The 17,549-nt window shown below is 73.0% G+C and carries 13 protein-coding genes; 9 read left to right on the plus strand and 4 right to left on the minus strand.

The features are described from left to right. Nucleotides 1-67: 67 nt before the first annotated feature. Entirely contained in the window at nucleotides 68-3,127 is a 3,060-nt protein-coding gene (locus BM041_RS24090) for a hybrid sensor histidine kinase/response regulator (RefSeq protein ID WP_092962468.1), read from the minus strand. Between the two features lie 115 nt (nucleotides 3,128-3,242). On the opposite strand from BM041_RS24090, the gene pgi reads away from it, so the two are divergent. Next, nucleotides 3,243-4,889, plus strand: coding sequence for a glucose-6-phosphate isomerase (gene pgi / locus BM041_RS24095; protein ID WP_092962469.1), 1,647 nt, complete (start codon nucleotides 3,243-3,245; stop codon nucleotides 4,887-4,889). Nucleotides 4,890-4,907: 18 nt separating this feature from the next. Here the strand turns inward: pgi and BM041_RS24100 are convergent, their stop codons facing one another. Both BM041_RS24100 and BM041_RS24105 read right to left on the minus strand, forming a co-directional pair. Beyond that, a complete protein-coding gene (locus BM041_RS24100) occupies nucleotides 4,908-5,573 on the minus strand; it encodes a flagellar hook assembly protein FlgD (protein WP_092962470.1) in 666 nt (221 codons plus the stop codon). 12 nt (nucleotides 5,574-5,585) lie between these two features. Further along, nucleotides 5,586-7,652, minus strand: a complete 2,067-nt coding sequence (locus BM041_RS24105) for a flagellar hook-length control protein FliK (RefSeq protein ID WP_139226161.1) — start codon at nucleotides 7,650-7,652, stop codon at nucleotides 5,586-5,588. A gap of 255 nt (nucleotides 7,653-7,907) precedes the next feature. Between BM041_RS24105 and BM041_RS24110 the strand changes: the two genes are divergently transcribed. From BM041_RS24110 to BM041_RS24140, 7 genes are all read left to right on the plus strand, one after another. Continuing rightward, nucleotides 7,908-9,275: a flagellar hook protein FlgE gene (locus BM041_RS24110; protein ID WP_092962472.1), complete on the plus strand. Its 1,368-nt coding sequence runs from the start codon at nucleotides 7,908-7,910 to the stop codon at nucleotides 9,273-9,275. Nucleotides 9,276-9,300: 25 nt separating this feature from the next. Then, a complete protein-coding gene (locus BM041_RS31950; RefSeq protein WP_092962473.1) occupies nucleotides 9,301-10,830 on the plus strand; it encodes a flagellar hook-associated protein FlgK in 1,530 nt (509 codons plus the stop codon). Nucleotides 10,831-10,832: 2 nt separating this feature from the next. Further along, the gene (locus tag BM041_RS24120; protein ID WP_092962474.1) at nucleotides 10,833-11,873 is read left to right on the plus strand and encodes a flagellin; all 1,041 of its coding nucleotides are present in this window, start codon (nucleotides 10,833-10,835) and stop codon (nucleotides 11,871-11,873) included. Between the two features lie 282 nt (nucleotides 11,874-12,155). Next, on the plus strand, nucleotides 12,156-12,632 hold the full coding sequence (locus BM041_RS24125) for a flagellar biosynthesis repressor FlbT (protein ID WP_092962475.1): 477 nt from the start codon (nucleotides 12,156-12,158) through the stop codon (nucleotides 12,630-12,632). Nucleotides 12,633-12,825: 193 nt separating this feature from the next. Next, complete coding sequence (locus BM041_RS24130) at nucleotides 12,826-14,016, plus strand: flagellin (RefSeq protein ID WP_175534134.1); 1,191 nt, start codon at nucleotides 12,826-12,828, stop codon at nucleotides 14,014-14,016. Between the two features lie 79 nt (nucleotides 14,017-14,095). After that, entirely contained in the window at nucleotides 14,096-14,500 is a 405-nt protein-coding gene (locus BM041_RS24135) for a flagellar biosynthesis regulator FlaF (RefSeq protein ID WP_092962477.1), read from the plus strand. 1 nt (nucleotide 14,501) lies between these two features. Further along, nucleotides 14,502-15,806, plus strand: coding sequence for a DUF1217 domain-containing protein (locus BM041_RS24140; RefSeq protein ID WP_092962478.1), 1,305 nt, complete (start codon nucleotides 14,502-14,504; stop codon nucleotides 15,804-15,806). Between the two features lie 95 nt (nucleotides 15,807-15,901). On the opposite strand, the gene BM041_RS24145 is transcribed toward BM041_RS24140, so the two are convergent. Continuing rightward, nucleotides 15,902-16,186: a hypothetical protein gene (locus BM041_RS24145; RefSeq protein WP_092962479.1), complete on the minus strand. Its 285-nt coding sequence runs from the start codon at nucleotides 16,184-16,186 to the stop codon at nucleotides 15,902-15,904. A 239-nt stretch (nucleotides 16,187-16,425) separates the two neighbouring features. Here BM041_RS24145 and BM041_RS24150 point away from each other — a divergent pair, with 239 nt between their 5' ends. Beyond that, nucleotides 16,426-17,508, plus strand: a complete 1,083-nt coding sequence (locus BM041_RS24150; protein WP_175534135.1) for an AbrB family transcriptional regulator — start codon at nucleotides 16,426-16,428, stop codon at nucleotides 17,506-17,508. Nucleotides 17,509-17,549 lie beyond the last annotated feature (41 nt).

The following is a 17,549-nucleotide window of genomic DNA, read 5'->3' on the forward strand; positions in this document are numbered from 1 at the left end:
GGAATATGCCGAAGCCTCCCCCGCGGTCAACGCAACTCTACGACCGCGCCACGCGGTCGACGCCGGATCACGCCGCCGCGCGGGCCAGTGCGCTGTCCAGCGCCATGGCGAGTTCCGCCAGGCTGTAGGGCTTGGCCAGGCGAAGCGGGCCGGGGCCCTCGGGCCAGGGGCCGGCATGGCCGGTGGCCAGGATGACCGGCAGGCCCGGATGCAGCGCCGCGATGCGCCCGGCCAGCGCCGCGCCCGTCATGCCCGGCATGGCGAAATCGGTGACCACGGCGCTGAAGGGCTCGGCCGCCGCATCCAGCACGGCCAGCGCCGCCTCTCCGGAGGTGGCGGTCGCGACCTCGTAGCCCAGCTCCTCGATCAGGGCGGCGGTGCTGTCGAGGACGAGGGGTTCGTCATCCACCAGCAGCACGCGCCCGGTGCCATGCGGCGCCACCACTTCCGGCGCGGCGGCCAGCGGCAGCGCCGGGGCGCCGGAACGCGGCAGCCAGAGCGTGCAGGTGGTGCCCTGCCCCGGCGCGCTGTCGATGGTGAAGGCGCCGCCGGACTGGTGCGCCAGGCCATGCACCATGGACAGGCCGAGCCCCGTCCCCTGCCCCGGCCCCTTGGTGGAGAAGAAGGGCTCCACCGCGCGGGCGAGCGTGGTCGCATCCATGCCATGGCCGGTATCGCTGACCGCGATGCGCAGCATGGGCGCCGCCGCATGCGGCACGACGCCGGCCTGCGGGGGGGCGACGCCCTGCGGGGGCGTCGCCTCCTCCACCACCACCTCGATGCGGCCGCCATCGGGCATGGCGTCCCGCGCATTCACGACCAGGTTGATCAGCGCCAGTTCCAGCGCATGCGGATCGACCAGCGCGGGCGGCAGGCCGGCGGGTGCCTGCACCGCCACCGTCACGCGCGGGCCGGCGGAACGCGCGATGAGGTCGCGGAGATTGGCCAGCAGGGCAGCGAGATCGACGGCGGAGGGCCTGAGGTCCTGCCGCCGCGCGAAGGCCAGCAGCCGCTGCGTCAGCTGCGCGCCGCGCTCCGCGCCGAGCGTCGCGGCATCGAGGTGCCGGATGACGGCCGGCGGCGGTGCCTCCCCCAGGCGCTTGCGGGCCAAGGCGAGGTTGCCCAGCACCGCCATCAGCAGGTTGTTGAAGTCATGCGCCACGCCGCCGGTCAGGCGGCCCAGCGTCTCCATCTTCTGCGCTTCCAGCAGTTGCGCCTGCGTGGCCTTCAGGTCGGTGACGTCGCGCGCCTCCGGCACCAGGAGGGAGACGATCCCATCCTCCCCCCGCACCGGCTTGATGGAGAAGTCGACCGTGATGATGCTGCCATCGGCGGCGCGCATCCGCGCTTCCCGCCGCACGAAGCCGCCTTCGGCCGCCTGGCGGATGGCAGCGCGCACGGCCTCCACCTCCTCCTCCGGCCACCAGGGGGCTTCCCAGGATTTGCGGCCGGCGATGCTGGCGCCGCTGGTGCCGACCAGGCGCAGCAGCGCCTCATTCGTCTCCAGCACCGTGCCATCCGGCGACAGCAGGCCGATGAACTGGAAGGTGGCGTCGAAGATGCCGCGGAACCGCGCCTCCCCTTCCCGCAGCCGGGCATTGGCATCGGCCAGGGCGCGGGTCCGTTCGGCGACGCGGCGTTCGAGGATGGCGTTGGCTTCCGTCAGCGCCTGGGCTTCCCGCCGCCGGGCGGAGACGTCGAGCGCGATGCCGAGCAGGCGCCGCGCCTCCCCGCCGATGGCGCGCCGCACTTCCGCGCGCACGCCGATCCAGCGATCGGGCTCGGCGTCCCGCATCCCGGGGCCGCGGGACGTCGAGGGTGGCGCCAGGCGGAATTCGATGTCGAGCGGCGCATCCCCGCGCACCGCGGCATCCAGCGCCGCCTGCAGCGCGGGGCGGTCCTGCGGGTGGACGGCGCGCAGCGCGGCGCGGGTGGAAACGCGCCGGCGGATTCGCAGGCCCCAGGCCAGGAAGACATCGCCGATCAGCGTCAGCCTTCCATCACGCAGGTCCCAGTCCCACAGGCCGATGCCGCCGGCCTGTTCCGCCAGGCGCAGCCGCGCCTCCCCTTCCTGGACGGAGGCCAGCAGATCCTCCCGCTCCGCCAGCGCGAAGGCCAGCGCGCTGCCGCGTTCCTCGGCGGAGGCCAGCGCCTGCCCCTCGCGCCGCGCGGCGCGCAGCGCGGCGATGGCGAGCAGCCCGGCGATGGCGATGGAGGCGCCGAACAGCAGCCCGTTGCGCAGCAGCCTGGCATGGAAGGGCGCCAGCACATGGTCGCGGGACATGGCGGCGGTCGCGACCAGGGCGAGGCCGGGCGTGCTGGACCAGGCCACCAGGCGGCGGCTGCCATCGGCGGCCGTATCCTCCCGCCGCCCGATGGGGCCGGGCAGCGGGTCGGGCGCCGGCACCGCCAGGCCCACCGGCGGCACGGGCCATTGCATCGCCACCGTGCCATCCTCGCGGGACAGGCGCAGCATGGCGCCGGGGCCGAGTGCCAGCCCGGCCGCCACCTGGCTGATATCCGCGCTGCCGATGGCAATGACGATGGCGGCGGAGAGCGCGCCCGTCTCGTCGCGGCGGGCGCGGCTCCAGGTGAAGTACCAGCCGCTTTCCGGGCGGCTGAACAGCATGCCGGAGATGTGGTCGCGCCCCCCCTGCAGCAGCGGCGCGAAATAGGCGCGGTTCGAGTAATCCCGCCCCAGCAGCAGCGTGCCTTCGCTGCTGCCGGCGACATGGCCCTGCCCATCCATGATCCAGAGCTTGGAGACTTCCGGCGTGCTGGCGGCAAGGGCGGCGAGCAGGGGCTGCCGGCGTTCCCCCAGTTCCTCCATGCCATGGCGGTCGAGCAGGGCTTCGACCCGTTCGGCGGTGATGGCGGCGATGCGCAGCACGCGGTCGGTGTGCTGCGCCAGCAGGGCCGCGGTGTTCTCCGCATCCGTCCAGCCCTGTTCCAGCGTCGACTGGCGATCCAGCAGCACGGTGGCGGCGAAGAGCCAGGTGGCGGTCAGCGCGAAGGCCGCCAGGCTCAGCGTCAGCCACCGCCCGCCCCGGGCCGCCGCGCGCCCCTGGACGGCGGGGACCTGCCCCCCCTGGCCCCGACCCGGCTGGCCCACCGACCGTCCCGCCATTCCGCTTCCCTTCGCAGTCCTCCGTCGGAACGGTATCTAGACCGAGAACCGGACCCGGCACACGCTCGTTAGGGCGCGGCCGGAACATTGGCCGGCGGCATAGCGGAGGGCAGCCATGACGGATGGAGAGGCTTGGGGGGCGCTGATGGCGCTTGGCCGCCAGCCCGGTGCCGCCGCCATCCGCCCGAAGCTGGATGCCGATCCCGCCCGCGCCGCCGCGCTGACCCACCATGCCGCGGGGCTGATGCTCGACCTGTCCCGCACGGCGCTGGTGGCCCCGGTGCTGGATGCGCTGCTGGCCCTGGCCCGGGCCCGGGGGGTGCTGGCCTTCCGGGACGCCATGGCGGCGGGGAAGGCGGTGAACAGCACGGAAGGGCGCGCCGCGCTCCACCTGGCGCTGCGCGGGCCGGCCGGCGCCTTCCAGGCGGGGGCGGAGGATGCCTCCGCCGTCGTGCATGGCACGCTGGCGGCCATGGCGGGCTTCGTGCGCGGCGTGCATGACGGCACCCTCCGCGGCGCGCGGGGGGATCGCTTCACCGATGTCGTGAATATCGGCATCGGGGGATCGGACCTCGGCCCCGCCATGGTCACGCGGGCGCTGTGGCGGCATGGCATGCCGATGCGGGCCCATTACCTCGCGAATGTGGACGCCCATGCGTGGGAGGCGCTGCGCCCCACGCTGGACCCCGCCCGCACACTGGTGCTGGTGGCGTCCAAGACCTTCACGACGCAGGAGACGATGGCCAATGCGGGGCTGGTGAAGGCCTGGCTGGCGGCGGCGCTGGGGGAGGCGGCGGCGGGCGCGCATCTGGCGGCGCTGTCCACCAACCTGCCCGCGACGGCAGCCTTCGGCATCGCGCCCGACCGCGTCTTCGGCTTCCGGGACTGGGTCGGCGGGCGGTTCAGCCTGTGGTCTTCCGTCGGGCTTTCCATCGCGCTGGCCTGCGGGATGCCGGCCTTCGAGGGCCTGCTGGCCGGCGCGCGCGCGATGGACGAGCATTTCCTGTCGGCGCCGGAGGCCACCAACCTGCCGCTGCTGCTGGCGGCGGTGGAGGTCTGGCACGTGAATGCGCTGGGCTACCCCGCCCGCGCCGTGCTGCCCTATGACGAACGCCTGTCGCGCTTCGCCGCCCATCTGCAGCAGCTGGAGATGGAGAGCCTCGGCAAGCGGGTGACGGTGGAGGGCGCGCCGGTCGCCCATGCCACCGGGCAGGTGGTGTTCGGGGAGCCGGGGACGAATGCCCAGCATTCCTTCCTGCAATTGATCCACCAGGGCACCACGCCGGTGCCGGTGGATTTCGTGCTGGTCGCGCGGCCGGACCATACGCATGCGGAAAGCCACCGCATCCTGCTGGCCAATGCGCTCGCCCAGGCCGAGGCCCTGGCCCGCGGCAGGACGGAGGCGGAGGCGCGGGCGGAGATGGCGCGGGCGGGCCTGCCCGCCGCGGAGATCGACCGCCTGGCGCCGCACCGGACCTTCCCAGGCAACCGGCCGAGCGTCTCCATCCTGCTGCCGGCGCTGACGCCGGAGACGCTGGGCGCCCTGGTCGCGCTGTATGAGCACAAGGTCGCCTGCCTCGGCGCCTTCTGGGGCATCAATCCCTTCGACCAATGGGGGGTGGAGCTGGGCAAGCAACTGGCCGGCGGCATCCTGCCGGCCCTGGCCGGGCAGGCGGAAGCCGCCGATGCCGCAACCGCGGCGCCTCCGCTCGACGCCGCCACGGCGGCGATGGTGGCGGCGATCCGGCGGCTCCAGGCGTAGCGCGGCGGCCGCGCGCCCTCAGCGCGCGGCGACGATGTCCCTGATCCGGTCATAGGCGACGTTCACCGCGCCCATCTTCAGCGTGACCGCGCCATCGACGCGCGTCGCGCCCGTCACCTCCGCGGTCACGGTGTGGCTGATGGCCGCGGTGCCGCCGTCACTGGCCTGGCCGGTGACGGTCAGGCGGTAGCTGCCGTCGTTGCGCAGCTGGCCGCGGGAATCCTTGCCGTCCCACTGCCAGGTGCTGGCGGCGGTGCCGAGCGGCACGGTCTGGGCGCGGACCAGGTTGCCGGTGGTGTCGCGGATCTCGATCCGCGCGGCGCGGGCCGTGCCGGCGGCGGGCAGGTTCACATCCGCGCGGCCGTTCTGCAGCGGCAGGCGGTCCGATTCCACCGTCACGCGCCGGCCGACCAGCGCCGCCGCCTGGCCCAGCTGCCCGGCCTGCTGCAGCGACAGCAGCGATTGCAGCGTGGTGTTGGTGTTCATCTGCTGTTCGACGGTGGAGAACTGCACCAGCTGCTGCGTCAGCTGGTTGGCGTCCATCGGCTGGGTCGGGTCCTGGTTCTGCAGCTGCGTCGTCAGCAGCCGCAGGAAGGTGTTCAGGTCGGCCGACAGGCGGTTGCTGCTGGCGGTCGCCTGGGCGCCGGAGGTGGTGGAATTGGTGGCGCTGATGCTGCCGCTCATGGCGTTTCTCCTTCAGACGGCAAGGTCGAGGAGGCCGCGATGCGCGGCCCCCTGGCGATGGAGGGGCCCGTTCCCGGGCAGCGGGGGGACCGCATCGCGGGGCGCGGCGGCCCGGGGGGATGAGGCGCCCTGCGCCTGGCCCTGGGCCAGGGAATCCCGCTGCGCCTGGTCCCGCGCCGCGCCGCCATCGCCGAGGCTGAAGGACAGGCTTGTCCCACGCTCCCCGAGCCCGGCATCGGCCAGGGCGCGTTCCAGGTCGCGGGCGTCGCGCTGGAGCAGCGCCAGCGTATCGGCGCGCTCCGCCGTCACGCGCACCAGGGCCTCGCCCCGGCTGCGGTCGATCGAGACCTCCACCCGGCCGAGTTCCACCGGGTCCAGCGTCAGCGTCAGGCTCGATTCGCCGCCCAGCGCCAGGGCGACGGCGAAGGGCGCGACCTGGCGGGCCGGCCAGGCGACCTGCGTGGCGCTGGCGCGGGCCAGCATGGGCGGGGTGCGCGGCGCCGGATCGGTGGCGGCGGGGGGTTGTGGCGGCGTGGCCGCGGCATCGGCGCGCGGCTCGGCAGCCGGCGTCGCCGCGTGATGGCCGCTCGACGGCGGCTCGACGGCGATGGCCGGGACCGGGCGGCTGGCCTCGGCACCGGGGGTCGCGGCGGCCGGGGCCTCGGCCAGGGGGGCGGCGCCCTCGGGCAGGGGCGCCGGATCGGTGACCGGGGCGGCGTCCAGCTTCGTGGGGCTGCTGGCGGGACCGATGGCGGGGCCAAGGGCGACGGCGGGGGCAGCGTCGGCGCCGGTGGCGGTCACCGCCACGGCATTGCCGTGCCGCGCGGAGGCAGGGCCGGATGGAGGGGCGGCGGGCCGCGTTCCCGCGGCGGCCTGGCCGGCGACGACGACCACGCCGGCCATGGGCAGGGTGGCGGCGGCGGGAAGCGCGGCCTGGTCCGGGCTGGCCGCCTGGGATGGCGGGCCGGCGCCCGGGGCCGCGGCCGCGGTCGGGGCCGGGATCGCGCTCGGCGCCGGGGTCGCGCCAGCCGGCGCGGCGGCGGCGGATGGCGGGGCCGGTGCGACCCCCGTCACCCCAGGCGGCGCGACCGGGACGGCATCCGGCCCGTCCGGCGCCCCGGATGGCATCGCCGCCGCGACGGCCTCCGCCAGCCGCGCGGGGTCCGGCGCCGCATCGGGACCCGGGGGCACAGGCCCGGCCGCTGCCCCCTGGATCGCTGACGCCTGCGTTTCCGCCGGCTGGGTCTCCGCCGTCCGCGTCACGCCGCCCTGGGCCGCCGCCGGGCCGGCCATCGGGGCCGGTGCTGCGGCGGGCATCGATGATTCGGGCAGTGGCGCCGAAGCGGCCTCCGCGGGCCCCGCCGGCGGCGATGGGGCAAGGGGGGCCGCGGCCGCTCCGGCGGGCGCCGGCGCGGCACCATCGGCGAGGACAGGCGCCGGCGCCTGCAAGGATGGAAGGCTTGGCACGGCACCACCCGGCGGGGCAGCCGCGGCACCGGGGGCGCTGGCGCTCGTTGCCACCGATGGCGGGGCGGCCGGCGGCGCGGGCGTGGTCGCGCCCAGGGCGGGCGGGGGCGAGGCGGGTTGCGCCAGCGGGGCGACCGGCAGCGCGGCCATCGCCTGCTCGATCGCCATTGGCGTCACCGGCAGGAGTCCGGCCGTGGCCGCGACGTCCGGCGCCGGGTCGGGGCCCAGGGAGAGATCGGGCGGAAGGCCAGGGGCAGGCTCGGCCACCAGGTCCGCGGCCGGGTCGGGGGTTGGCGGCATGGCACCCGCCGCGGCGTCCCCGATCCCCTCGGAGGCACTGGCCGGCATGTCCGGCGGCGGACCGGCGGGACTCTCAGCGCTGGTGGCGTCCGCGATCGTGCCGGTGATGCCCCCGGGGCTCGCAACCGGGCCTTCCCCGGGGGCGGCCGCCCTGTCGGGGACCTGGGCCTCGCCACCCGCCGCCACCGCGCCTTCCAGCACCTGGCCGAAACGGCCTCGCCCGGCCGGGCCGCCAGGGGGCGGGCCAGGAGGCGGGCCGGAGGACGCCGTGGCGCTGCCGGGCGGGCTGGCCAGGGGAATGGAAAGGTCCATGCGGGTGCCGGATGCGGTTCGGGGCCGCCAGCGCAACGGCCATGCCAGGGCCGGGCCGCCGGCCGGCGGCAGAAGCCGGTCCCTGCCCGGCAGGATCTGCCGCCGGCCGGCAGGACTGGTCCTGCCGGCGGGGGGGCAGGCGCTGGCACGCGGGTTGCGCTGGCACGGCCAGGCGGGGTGCGAAGGCACCGCGACAACCGGGCCCGGGGGGCGGCGACGCCACCGGTCCCAAAACCCTTCTGGAGCATCCGGACCATGTCGCTGCTCGGCTCGATGACCACCGCGATCAGCGGCCTTGCCGCGCAGGCCCGCGCGCTGGGCCATGTCTCCGACAACGTCGCCAACAGCCAGACCGTCGGCTTCAAGCGCACCGACACCAACTTCACCAACTGGCTGACGCGGTCGAACCTGCGGGTGAACCTGCCGGGCTCGGTGGAGGCGCGGCCGGACTACACCAACACCGTGCAGGGCACGATCGAGCAGGTGGAGAACCCGCTGGCCATGGCGATCGCCGGCCAGGGTTTCTTTTCCGTCGCGCAATCCCGCGGCGGCTCGGGCGCCGACGTGATCTTCGACGACCGGCAGATGTTCACCCGCGCCGGCGACTTCGCCATGGACCGCGACGGCTACATGGTGAATGGCAGCGGCTACTACCTGGAAGGCTGGACCATGCTGGCGACCGGCCAGCCGGACCGCACCACGCTGGCGCCGATCCGCATTTCCGAACTCGTCTACAACCCCGTGCCGACCAGTTCCATCGACCTGGCGGCGAACCTGCCGAGCAATGTGGACGCGGTGGCGGCGATCCCCGCCGCAGCCCCCTGGGCACCGACGGAGGACCCGGTCAGCAGCGTCATCCAGATCTATGACGCGCTGGGCAACCAGCAGCAGGTGACGCTGGACTGGTGGCGTCTGGATACCGACACCTGGCGGCTGCGCATCACGCCGGAGAACGACACGACGAACCCCGCCGATGGCCGTTTCGTGGATGTGCGGTTCGGCGGCCAGATCGCCGCCGGCCCGCCGGTGGTGACGGCGGCGCCCGGCACGATCTCCTCCATCACCATGCGGGCCAACACCACCGGCACCACGCCCGCGCCGACCGAGACGGGGGACAACGCCTTCCTCGGCTTCACCGTTGACTACGGCTACGGGAACCAGGAGGTGCAGATCAACCTGGGCGGCTTCGGCGTGCCGACGGGCCTGACCATGTATGCGGGCACCGAGTATTCGGTGCGCGACCTGTCGCAGGATGGCGTGCCGCTCGGCGCCTATAACGGCGTGACGGTGCGGGAGAATGGCGACGTCGCGGTGAACTACGACAATGGCCAGACGCGCATCGTGGCGCGCGTGCCCGTCGTGGCCTTCAACGATCCGGACAAGCTGCAGAAACTGGACGGCCAGGCCTACCTGCGCACCGTGGAAAGCGGGGAGGCGCGCGTGACCGACGCCTCCACCAACGGGGTCGGCAAGCTCGTCACCAATTCCGTGGAACGGTCGAACGTCGACATCGCGGCGGAATTCTCGAAGCTCATCCTCGCGCAGCGGGCCTATACCTCCAACACCCGCATCGTCACCGCCAGCGACGAGATGCTGCAGGACACCATCAACATGAAGCGCTGAGGCAGCACCGCCGGGGAGCTGAGCGATGGGCCTCGACCTCGCCTTCACCGTCGCGCGCAGCGGCCTTCGGCTGCTGGAGCGCCAGATGGCGCGCGCGTCCCACGACATCGCCAATGCGGGCGTCGATGGCCATACGCGCAAGGTGCTGGAAGGCCGCACGCTGACGGCGGCGGGCACCGGCATCGGCGTGCGCAGCCAGCCGGTGGCGCGCGACGTGGACCTGGCGCTGATCGCGGCGCAGGACCGCGCGAAGGGCGATGTCGCGGCGGGCGCGCTGCGGGAGGACCTGCTGCGCGGGGTGGAGGCGGCGCACGGGTCGCCCGAGAATGGCGACAGCGTCGGCGGGCTGATGGGCGGGCTGCGCGACGCGATCGTGGCGCTGCGGGAAGCGCCGGCGGATGCGATCCGCCGCGGCACCGTCGTCACCGCGGCGGAAACGCTGGCCGGGCGGCTCAACAGCGTCTCCGCCGCGATCGGGGAGGCGCGGCAGCAGGCGCAGGATGCGATGCGGACGGAGGTGGAGGCGCTGAACGCCAACCTCTCCGCCATCGCCGGGCTGAACGACGCGATCCGGCGGGAGGCCGCGTCCGGCCGCAGCACGGCGGAGCTGGAGGACCAGCGGGACCAGGTGATCGGGCAGGTGTCGGAAAGCCTCGACATCACGGTCATCCGCCGCGGCAACGGGGAGGTGACGCTGGTGGCGCGCGGCGGCATCACGCTGCCGCTGGAGGAAGGGGGCCGCCCCTTCACGCTCGCCGATGCGACGGTGGGGTCCGGTGCCTGGCACGGCAATGGCGGCACGCTGCCCGGCGTGATGCTGGATGGCATCGACGTGACGCGCCGGCTCGCCGGCGGGCGGCTGGGCGCGGCGGCGGAATTGCGGGATGCGACACTGCCGCGGATGCAGGCGGAAGCGGATGTCGCCGCGTCTCAGCTGGCCTACCGGATGGAGGCGCAGGGCCTGCGGCTGTTCACCGACGATGCCGGCACGGTGCCCGACGTGACCCAGCCCTATGCCGGCAGCGCCATGGTGGGCTTCGCCGGCGCCATCCGGGTGAACCCGGACGTGGTGGCGGACCCCGCCCTGGTGCGGGACGGCACCCATGCGGTGGTGGCGGCGCCGGGCGGGCCCACGGCCTTCACGCCCAACACCGCCACGGGGCCGGCAGGCTTCGCGACGCTGCTGGACCGGGTGCTCGACTTCACCTTCGGCGCGGAAGTCGCCGCGGGCACGCCGCAGCCTGGCTTCGCCAGCGGCGGGCTCGGGCCGGATGGCACGCTCTCCTCACCCCTCAGCGGGCTGCGGACGCTGGAGGATTACGGCAGCGCGCTGGTCGCGGAACAGGCGGGCACCCGCGCGGCCGCGACCGCCACCAGGGAACGCGCGGAAGGGCTGCGGGATGTCCTGGCCTCCCGCCTCCAGCAGCGATCGGGGGTCGATGTGGACAAGGAGGTGGCGTCGATGGTGCAGTTGCAGACCGCCTACGGCGTGAATGCGCGCGTGATCTCCACCATCCAGGCGATGTGGGACGCGCTGTTCGGCGCGGTGCGCTGACCATGTCGACGATCTCCATGATCGGCAGCATGGCGCTGGAACAGGCGTCGATGCGCCAGCGGGTGGACGTGATCTCCCGCCAGGTCAGCACCGGGCAGCGGGGCGCGGTGCATGGGGACCTCGGCCTCGATGCGCGGCGGGCCATCGACCTCAAGGTCGAGATCAACAAGCGGGAGGTCTTCACCGCGGCGGCGGACCGCGCGCTGGCGCGGGCGGATGCGGCGCAGACCGTGCTCGGACGGCTGCACGACCTGGCGAGCAATGTGGCGGCGGAGGCGTTGCGCGCGCGCACCCTGGGCGCGGTCGCCGTCGAGTCCCTGGCCGACATCGCCCGCGCGGCGCTGGAGGAGGCGGCGGCGCTGCTGAACACGCGCCATGGCGGCGAATACCTGTTCGGCGGTTCGGATGTGACGAACCCGCCCGTGCCGGATGCCGCGAACATCACGACCGGGCCGATGGCGACCGCCATCGCCGCATCGGTCGCGACGCTGGATGCCACCAATGCCGCGACGGTGCTGGCGGATACGCAGGCGATCGCCACCGATCCCGCCACCACCCCCTTCTCCGCCTTCCTGGAAGGCGACGGCACGACGGAAGCGCGCCGGGCGCTGCAGGTCTCGGACGGGGAACGGGTTTCGATCGGCGTCTTCGCCAACCGCGACAGCGCGGATGAGGTCACGGCCTCCTGGGGTCGCGAATTGCTGCGCGGGCTGGCGACGCTCGCTTCCGTCAGCCAGGCTCAGTTCGACACCGGGGAGGGCTGGCAGGAGCTGCTGGAGGGCACGACCGGGATGCTGAACGGCGCGACCGGCGGGCTGGCGGCGGAACAGGGCAAGCTCGGCGCCGCCTCCGCCCGCATCGATGCGACGCGGGAGCGGCATGCGGACATGCTGGTGGCGCTGCGCACGCAGCTCGGCGACGTGGCGGAGGTGGACCTGGCGCAGGCCTCCGCGGAGCTGGCGCAGGTGAGGGAGCGGCTCGAAGCCTCCTACACCGTGACGACGATGGTCTCCCGCCTCTCGCTCGTGTCGATGCTGGGGTAGCGGTGGCGTGGCAGGGTTCCGGAAGGGGATGATGGCATGAGGGATGACGGGATGGATCGGGGGCGCCGCCTTCAACCCTGGTTAAGCCGAATGGGTGATGATGCGTCTGCGACGTGCGTCCCCGGTACCAGTGCCGGGGCGCGCGGCGCGCCCTCGAAGGATCGAGCACGCGGCGCAGGCTGTGTGGTGGCGAAAGATTCGCGTTGGCCGGCGTTCGCCGGCCCCCCGGCATGGCGGGCCGCTACCCCCCCGCCGCCATGCCGCCAGGCTTGGGAGAGTGGCATGTCCACGTTGGTGCTCGAGATGCGTGCCGGTGAGTTGATGGTGGTGAACGGCGCGTCGCTGCGTTTCCGCAGCCGGACCCGGGTGGAGCTTGTTGCCAAGGCGCGTTTCCTGTTCGGCAAGCAGGTGATGGCCCCGGAGGCCGCGAACACCCCGGCGCGCCGCATCTATTTCGCCCTGCAATGCGCCTATGTCGGTCCCGAGGAGGATCGCGAGGCCGCCATGGCCGACGCGCACCGGCTGGTGGCGGAGTTCCAGGAAGCGACGACGTCATCGATGGCGCGGCAGCTGCTGGAGCGCGCGCTGGCGATGGCGGAGCAGGATGAATGGTACCAGGCGCTGCGGCTGGTGCGGCACGTGATGCGGCATGAGGCGACGGTGCTGGGGCTGGATGTGCAGACCGGGCTGCCGATGCCGATGGTGGGCGTCGCCGCGGCGGCGGCAGCGGCGACGGCGATGCGGCCGCACGCCGAATAGTTTTCCTGCCACGCAGGCTGGAGCTTTACGCAAGCTTCATCCCCCGCGTGGCAGGATATGGAGGAAGGCCCGCGGATGGCGGGTCTCTGGCCGGTAGCGGCGGCGTCGTAGCGACGCGGTGCGCCCGGTCCCGTGAGGAGGGAGGCAAAAGGCCGGCCTGACCACGGAACGCCTGATCAAGGAGATGGGGACAATGTCCTCCGTCAACACCAATGCCGCCGCCATGGCGGCGATCCGCTCGCTGAACAATATCGGCAAGGACATGGGCAAGACCCAGCAGCGGATCGAGACGAATCTGCGCATCAGCAAGGCGGATGACGATCCTGCCGTGTTCGCGATCTCGCAGAACATGCGCGCCGACCTGAACGGCATGACGGCGGTGAAGGACAGCCTGAAGTTCGGCAAGTCCGCGCTGACGGTGGCGCGTGACGCGGCGACGCAGATCTCCGACGAGCTGGGCCGGCTGAAGCAGACGATGACGCAGGGCCAGCAGCAGGGCCTGGACGCGGACCAGATCAACAACCAGATCACCAACGCGCTGCAGAACATCGACGCCTTCGCGCGTTCCGCCACCTTCAACGGCGTGAACCTGCTGGTGAACGGCCTGACGGTGGATGGCGTCACCAACACCTCCGTCGACATCGTGCGCGACATCCAGGGTTCCGTCACCTCCGTGCAGGGCACGGACAGCACGGCCGCGGGGCTGGACCTGACGGGCCTGTCCGTCACCTCCGCCGCGCGCACCGTGACCTTCGACGACACGCTGGCGCCGGCGAATGGCGAGGTGCTGACCGTGACGGTGCAGCGTGACCTCGACAATGATCCGGCGACGGCGCTGGAAGACGTGGACCTGGTGTTCGAATTCAGCGACGGCACCGCCGCGCTGGGCACAACGCCGGACCCGAATGTGCGTGTCTATGACGTGCAGTTCGAGGCGACGGACAGCCCGCTGACGCGCATCACCGCGCTGATCACCCGCATGAAGGAAGCCGGGCTGGATGCCGGCCTGAACAATGAGGGCGAGCTCTACATCCGCGGCAATTCGGAGGATGTCACCACCGACATCACCGGCGCCACGGTGGAAGCGGCGCCGGCGGCGGGCACGGGCCAGGATGAGGCGATCGCGCTGGTGGAAGGTGCCATCGACCTGATGGGCACGCGGCTTGCGAACCTCGGCGCCAATATCCGCCAGGTGGACGGCCTGACGACCTTCACCACCCAGCTGAACGACTCGATCAAGGAAGGCCTCGGCGCCCTGGTCGATGCGGATCTGGCGGAGGAAAGCGCGCGACTGACCAGCCTGCAGACCAAGCAGCAGCTGGCGACGCAGTCGCTCTCCATCGCCAACGAACAGAGCCAGTCGCTGCTCAGCCTGTTCCGATGATCGGCTGAAGCGTCGTCGAAGACGGCGGGGGTGCCGGCGGTTCCGGCGCCCCCGCCGATGTGCGTCAACCGGAGGGACCATGAGCGCAGCGCGCTACGCCGCCACCCAGAACGCCCACGCGCATCCGCGCGACATCGAATTGCGCGCCTTCCGCTACGTCAACGGCCTGATGGCCGCAGCCACCGACACGAAATCCCGCGCCGTGGCGCTGGAGAAGGTGCACCGCATGTGGTCCATCTTCATCAGCGATCTGGGGTCGCCCGGCAACAGGCTGCCGCCGGCGCTGCGCGGGCAGCTCATCTCCCTCGGCCTCTGGGCGCAGCGGGAGACCGACCTGCGCCTGGAGGATGGCGGCAGCCTGGAGCCGCTGATGGCCCTGCATCGCGACATGATCGAGGCGCTGGAAGCCCAGCGCGGCCTGCCCGCAAGGCCGGCAGCGACGCCCACGGCGGCAACGCTGCATTTCGTCGCGGGATCGGCCTGACATGCTGCCCGGCCTTGGCGCGCTGACGGCCTTCGCCGTTGCGCAGCGCGAGGGCTCGAGGCTGGAAGCCCGCTTTGCCGACCGCCGCGACAACAAGGCGGCGATGGACCGCTTCCGGGAGGCGGCGACGCAGCACCAGGATGTCGAATCCCTGCTGCGGGACCGCCGTACGCTGCAGGTGGTGCTGGAAGCCTTCCAGCTGGAAGGCGAGATCGACAAGCGCGGCATCCTGCGGAAGATCCTGACCGAGGATCCGACCGCGGAAGGCAGCCTGGCCAACAAGCTGACCGACCGGCGCTGGCGCGAACTGGCCAGCGCCTTCGCCACCCGCCAGGCCAGCGCGCTGACCACGACGCAGGTGGCCGCGCTGACGACGACGCAGGTCGCGGCGCTGACCGCGAAGCAGGTGGCGGGGCTGAGCACCGAACAGGTGCGGGCCCTGTCCAGCACGCAGGTCGCCGCGCTGTCCACCACGCAGCTTCGCGCGCTGGGCAGCGCCGCGATCGCCGTGCTGGACCTGCCGGATGTGCGGGCGCTGGGATCGACGCAGGTCGCGGCGCTGCGGCCTGCCCAGGTGGCGGCGCTGACGCCGCTGCAGGCGGCCGTGATCGATCCCGGGGAGATCCGGCAATGGGGTGCCGCGCAGATCCGCGCGCTGTCCTCGACGCAGATCGCCGGGCTCGGCACCACCCAGGTCGCGGCGCTGCGCACCGACCAGCTGGCGGCGATGAGCTTCGACCAGTCCCGCGCGCTGACGACGCGCCAGCTGGCCGCCCTCGGCAGCACGCAGATCGCCTCGCTGAGCCGGGCCACGCGCCTCGGCGATGAGGCGGCGGAGGCCGCGGCGGCGGCGGAAGCGCGGGCGGCATCGCCCTTCGCCGCCGATCCCGGGCTGCTCGACCGCATCACGGCCGGGGCCATCACAAACCGCTACGAGAAGGCGATGGGCGAGGGCAATCCCGGGCTGCGGGAGGCACTGTACTTCCTGCGCAACGCCGCCAAGGTCACGACCATCGTGGGCCTGATGGAGGACAAGGCGTTGACCGCGGTGGTGCGCGGCGCGCTCGGCCTGCCGGAGAGCTTCGGCGTGCTGGATTTCGACCAGCAGAGGACGCTGCTGACGCAGCGGCTCGACATCACGAAGCTTCAGGATACGAGGGAGGTGGCGAAGCTGGCGCAGCGCTACCTGGCGCTGTCCGCCACCCCCACCGCCGGCGGGAATTCGGCGGTGATGGGATTGTTCGGCGGCAGCAGCGCCAGCGCCATCGCCAACCTGTCCACGCGGCGGATATCCTTTACCGCTTGATCCCCGCCGCGTGCAGCGGGGTGGCACCGCGTGATCCCCGCCTCCGGCGGTGGGGCAGCAGCGCGTGATGCCCGCCGCCAGCGGCGGGCGCGGCCTCAGCTGGAGACGTCGACGCTCGGGGCGGGTTCCGGGCGCGGCTGGTCGCGATAGGCTTCCAGTTCCTTGGGCGTCGGGATCGACAGCGACAATTCCCCCACCGAGTCACGGAACTCGATCACCACCAGGCTCAGCGCCGGATCGATGCGGAGGCGCGGGTTGGGCATGGCAGGGGCGACATCCGCCGGCGCCCGCTCGGCCGTCGACGGCGTCTGGCCGCGCGGCGGCAGGATCGGCGTCGCGGGGGAGGCGGGGCTGGCGGGCTGGAGCATGGTCGTGCTCATGGTCGGAATCTTCCGGAAGCGCCCTCCTGGCGGGATTGTCCGACCCGGTCAGGGCGGAGGCAGAGTGCCGGACATGGGATTTCCGGCCTCCAGGACCACCTTGCGGGAAAGCCGCTACGGAAGTGTTAAGTGCGGTGGAAGAATGCCTCACGGCACGAGAATCGGTCTTGACCGGCGGCACTGCGATTTGACCGCGTGACGGGGCGGGAGGATGCTGCACCACGGAAAAAAACCTGGTCGTGGCCCCCTCCCCTTCCCCCTCCCCTTCCGCGCCGCCGGGTCCCCCCCCAGGCCCGCTCGCCTATCTGCTGACGGCCCTGGTCGCGGCGGGCGGTGGGGCGCTGTTCTCCCTGCTGCATATCCCGCTCGCCTGGATGCTGGGCGCCATGGCGGCGACGGGGGTGCTGGCCTGGCATGACCGGGCGGCGGTGGCGCCGCCGATGCGGCCCATCGGGCTGGTGTTCCTCGGCCTCGGCTTCGGGCAGACCTTCTCCACCCCCGTGCTGGCGGCGCTGGCCACCGCCCTGCCCTGGCTGGTGGTGGCGGCGGTGGCCAGCATCATCATCGGCGCGCTGGTGGCGCAGGCCTTCGCGCGCATGGCGGGGACGGATACGCGGACGGGCTATTTCGCCGCGGTGCCGGGCGGCGTGATCGTCATGGCGGTGCTGGCGCAGCGGGCCAATGTATCGGTCCCCGCGGTGACGCTGGCGCAGACGATCCGCGTGATGCTGGTGGTGGTGATCTTCCCGCCGCTGATCACCTGGCTGGCCCCGCAAGGGGGCGCGGGGGCCTTCCTGGCGGAACGGCCGGCGGTGGATCCGATGGGCCTGCTGCTGCTGGTGCCCGCGGGCTTCGCCGCCGCCTTCCTGTTCCGGCTGATGCCGCTCGCCAATCCCTGGATGCTGGGCCCCTGCGCCATGGTGGTGCTGATGGCGGCCTTCGATGTGCTGCCATCCGGCGTGCCGACCTGGATGGTCAATCTCGGCCAGATCGGCATGGGGGCGAGCCTCGGCCAGCGGCTGAGCCGACGCTTCATCCTGAGTTCGCGGCGCCTGGCGCTGGCCTCCGTCGGCTCCACGCTGCTGCTCTCCGCCATCCTCGCGGGAAGCGCGGTGCTGCTCGCCTGGGTATCCGGCCTGCCGGTGACGGCGGCGCTGCTCGGCATGGCGCCGGGCGGGATGCCGGAGATGACGATCACGGCCAAGGCGCTCGACATGGCGGTGCCGCTGGTGCTGGGCTTCCACCTCGTGCGCACCGTCGCCTGCAACCTGCTGGTCGATCCGATCTGGCGGATCGCGGTCAGGATCGGGCTGGCGAAGTAGCGGCGATAGAAGTCATTGAATCCAGAGCAAGAATTGCGTCC

Origin of the sequence: Falsiroseomonas stagni DSM 19981 (genome assembly GCF_900114315.1) — a bacterium.
Taxonomy (GTDB): domain Bacteria; phylum Pseudomonadota; class Alphaproteobacteria; order Acetobacterales; family Acetobacteraceae; genus Falsiroseomonas; species Falsiroseomonas stagni.

What these genes read in the sequence shown, in the direction of transcription:
- BM041_RS24090 (WP_092962468.1), bottom strand. Translation starts at nt 3,127, where the DNA reads ATGGCGGGACGGTCGGTGGGCCAGCCGGGTCGGGGCCAGGGGGGGCAG.
- BM041_RS24105 (WP_139226161.1), bottom strand. Translation starts at nt 7,652, where the DNA reads ATGGACCTTTCCATTCCCCTGGCCAGCCCGCCCGGCAGCGCCACGGCG.
- BM041_RS24100 (WP_092962470.1), bottom strand. Translation starts at nt 5,573, where the DNA reads ATGAGCGGCAGCATCAGCGCCACCAATTCCACCACCTCCGGCGCCCAG.
- BM041_RS24125 (WP_092962475.1), top strand. Translation starts at nt 12,156, where the DNA reads ATGTCCACGTTGGTGCTCGAGATGCGTGCCGGTGAGTTGATGGTGGTG.
- BM041_RS24135 (WP_092962477.1), top strand. Translation starts at nt 14,096, where the DNA reads ATGAGCGCAGCGCGCTACGCCGCCACCCAGAACGCCCACGCGCATCCG.
- BM041_RS24120 (WP_092962474.1), top strand. Translation starts at nt 10,833, where the DNA reads ATGTCGACGATCTCCATGATCGGCAGCATGGCGCTGGAACAGGCGTCG.
- BM041_RS24110 (WP_092962472.1), top strand. Translation starts at nt 7,908, where the DNA reads ATGTCGCTGCTCGGCTCGATGACCACCGCGATCAGCGGCCTTGCCGCG.
- BM041_RS24130 (WP_175534134.1), top strand. Translation starts at nt 12,826, where the DNA reads ATGTCCTCCGTCAACACCAATGCCGCCGCCATGGCGGCGATCCGCTCG.
- BM041_RS24140 (WP_092962478.1), top strand. Translation starts at nt 14,502, where the DNA reads ATGCTGCCCGGCCTTGGCGCGCTGACGGCCTTCGCCGTTGCGCAGCGC.
- BM041_RS24145 (WP_092962479.1), bottom strand. Translation starts at nt 16,186, where the DNA reads ATGAGCACGACCATGCTCCAGCCCGCCAGCCCCGCCTCCCCCGCGACG.
- pgi (WP_092962469.1), top strand. Translation starts at nt 3,243, where the DNA reads ATGACGGATGGAGAGGCTTGGGGGGCGCTGATGGCGCTTGGCCGCCAG.
- BM041_RS31950 (WP_092962473.1), top strand. Translation starts at nt 9,301, where the DNA reads ATGGGCCTCGACCTCGCCTTCACCGTCGCGCGCAGCGGCCTTCGGCTG.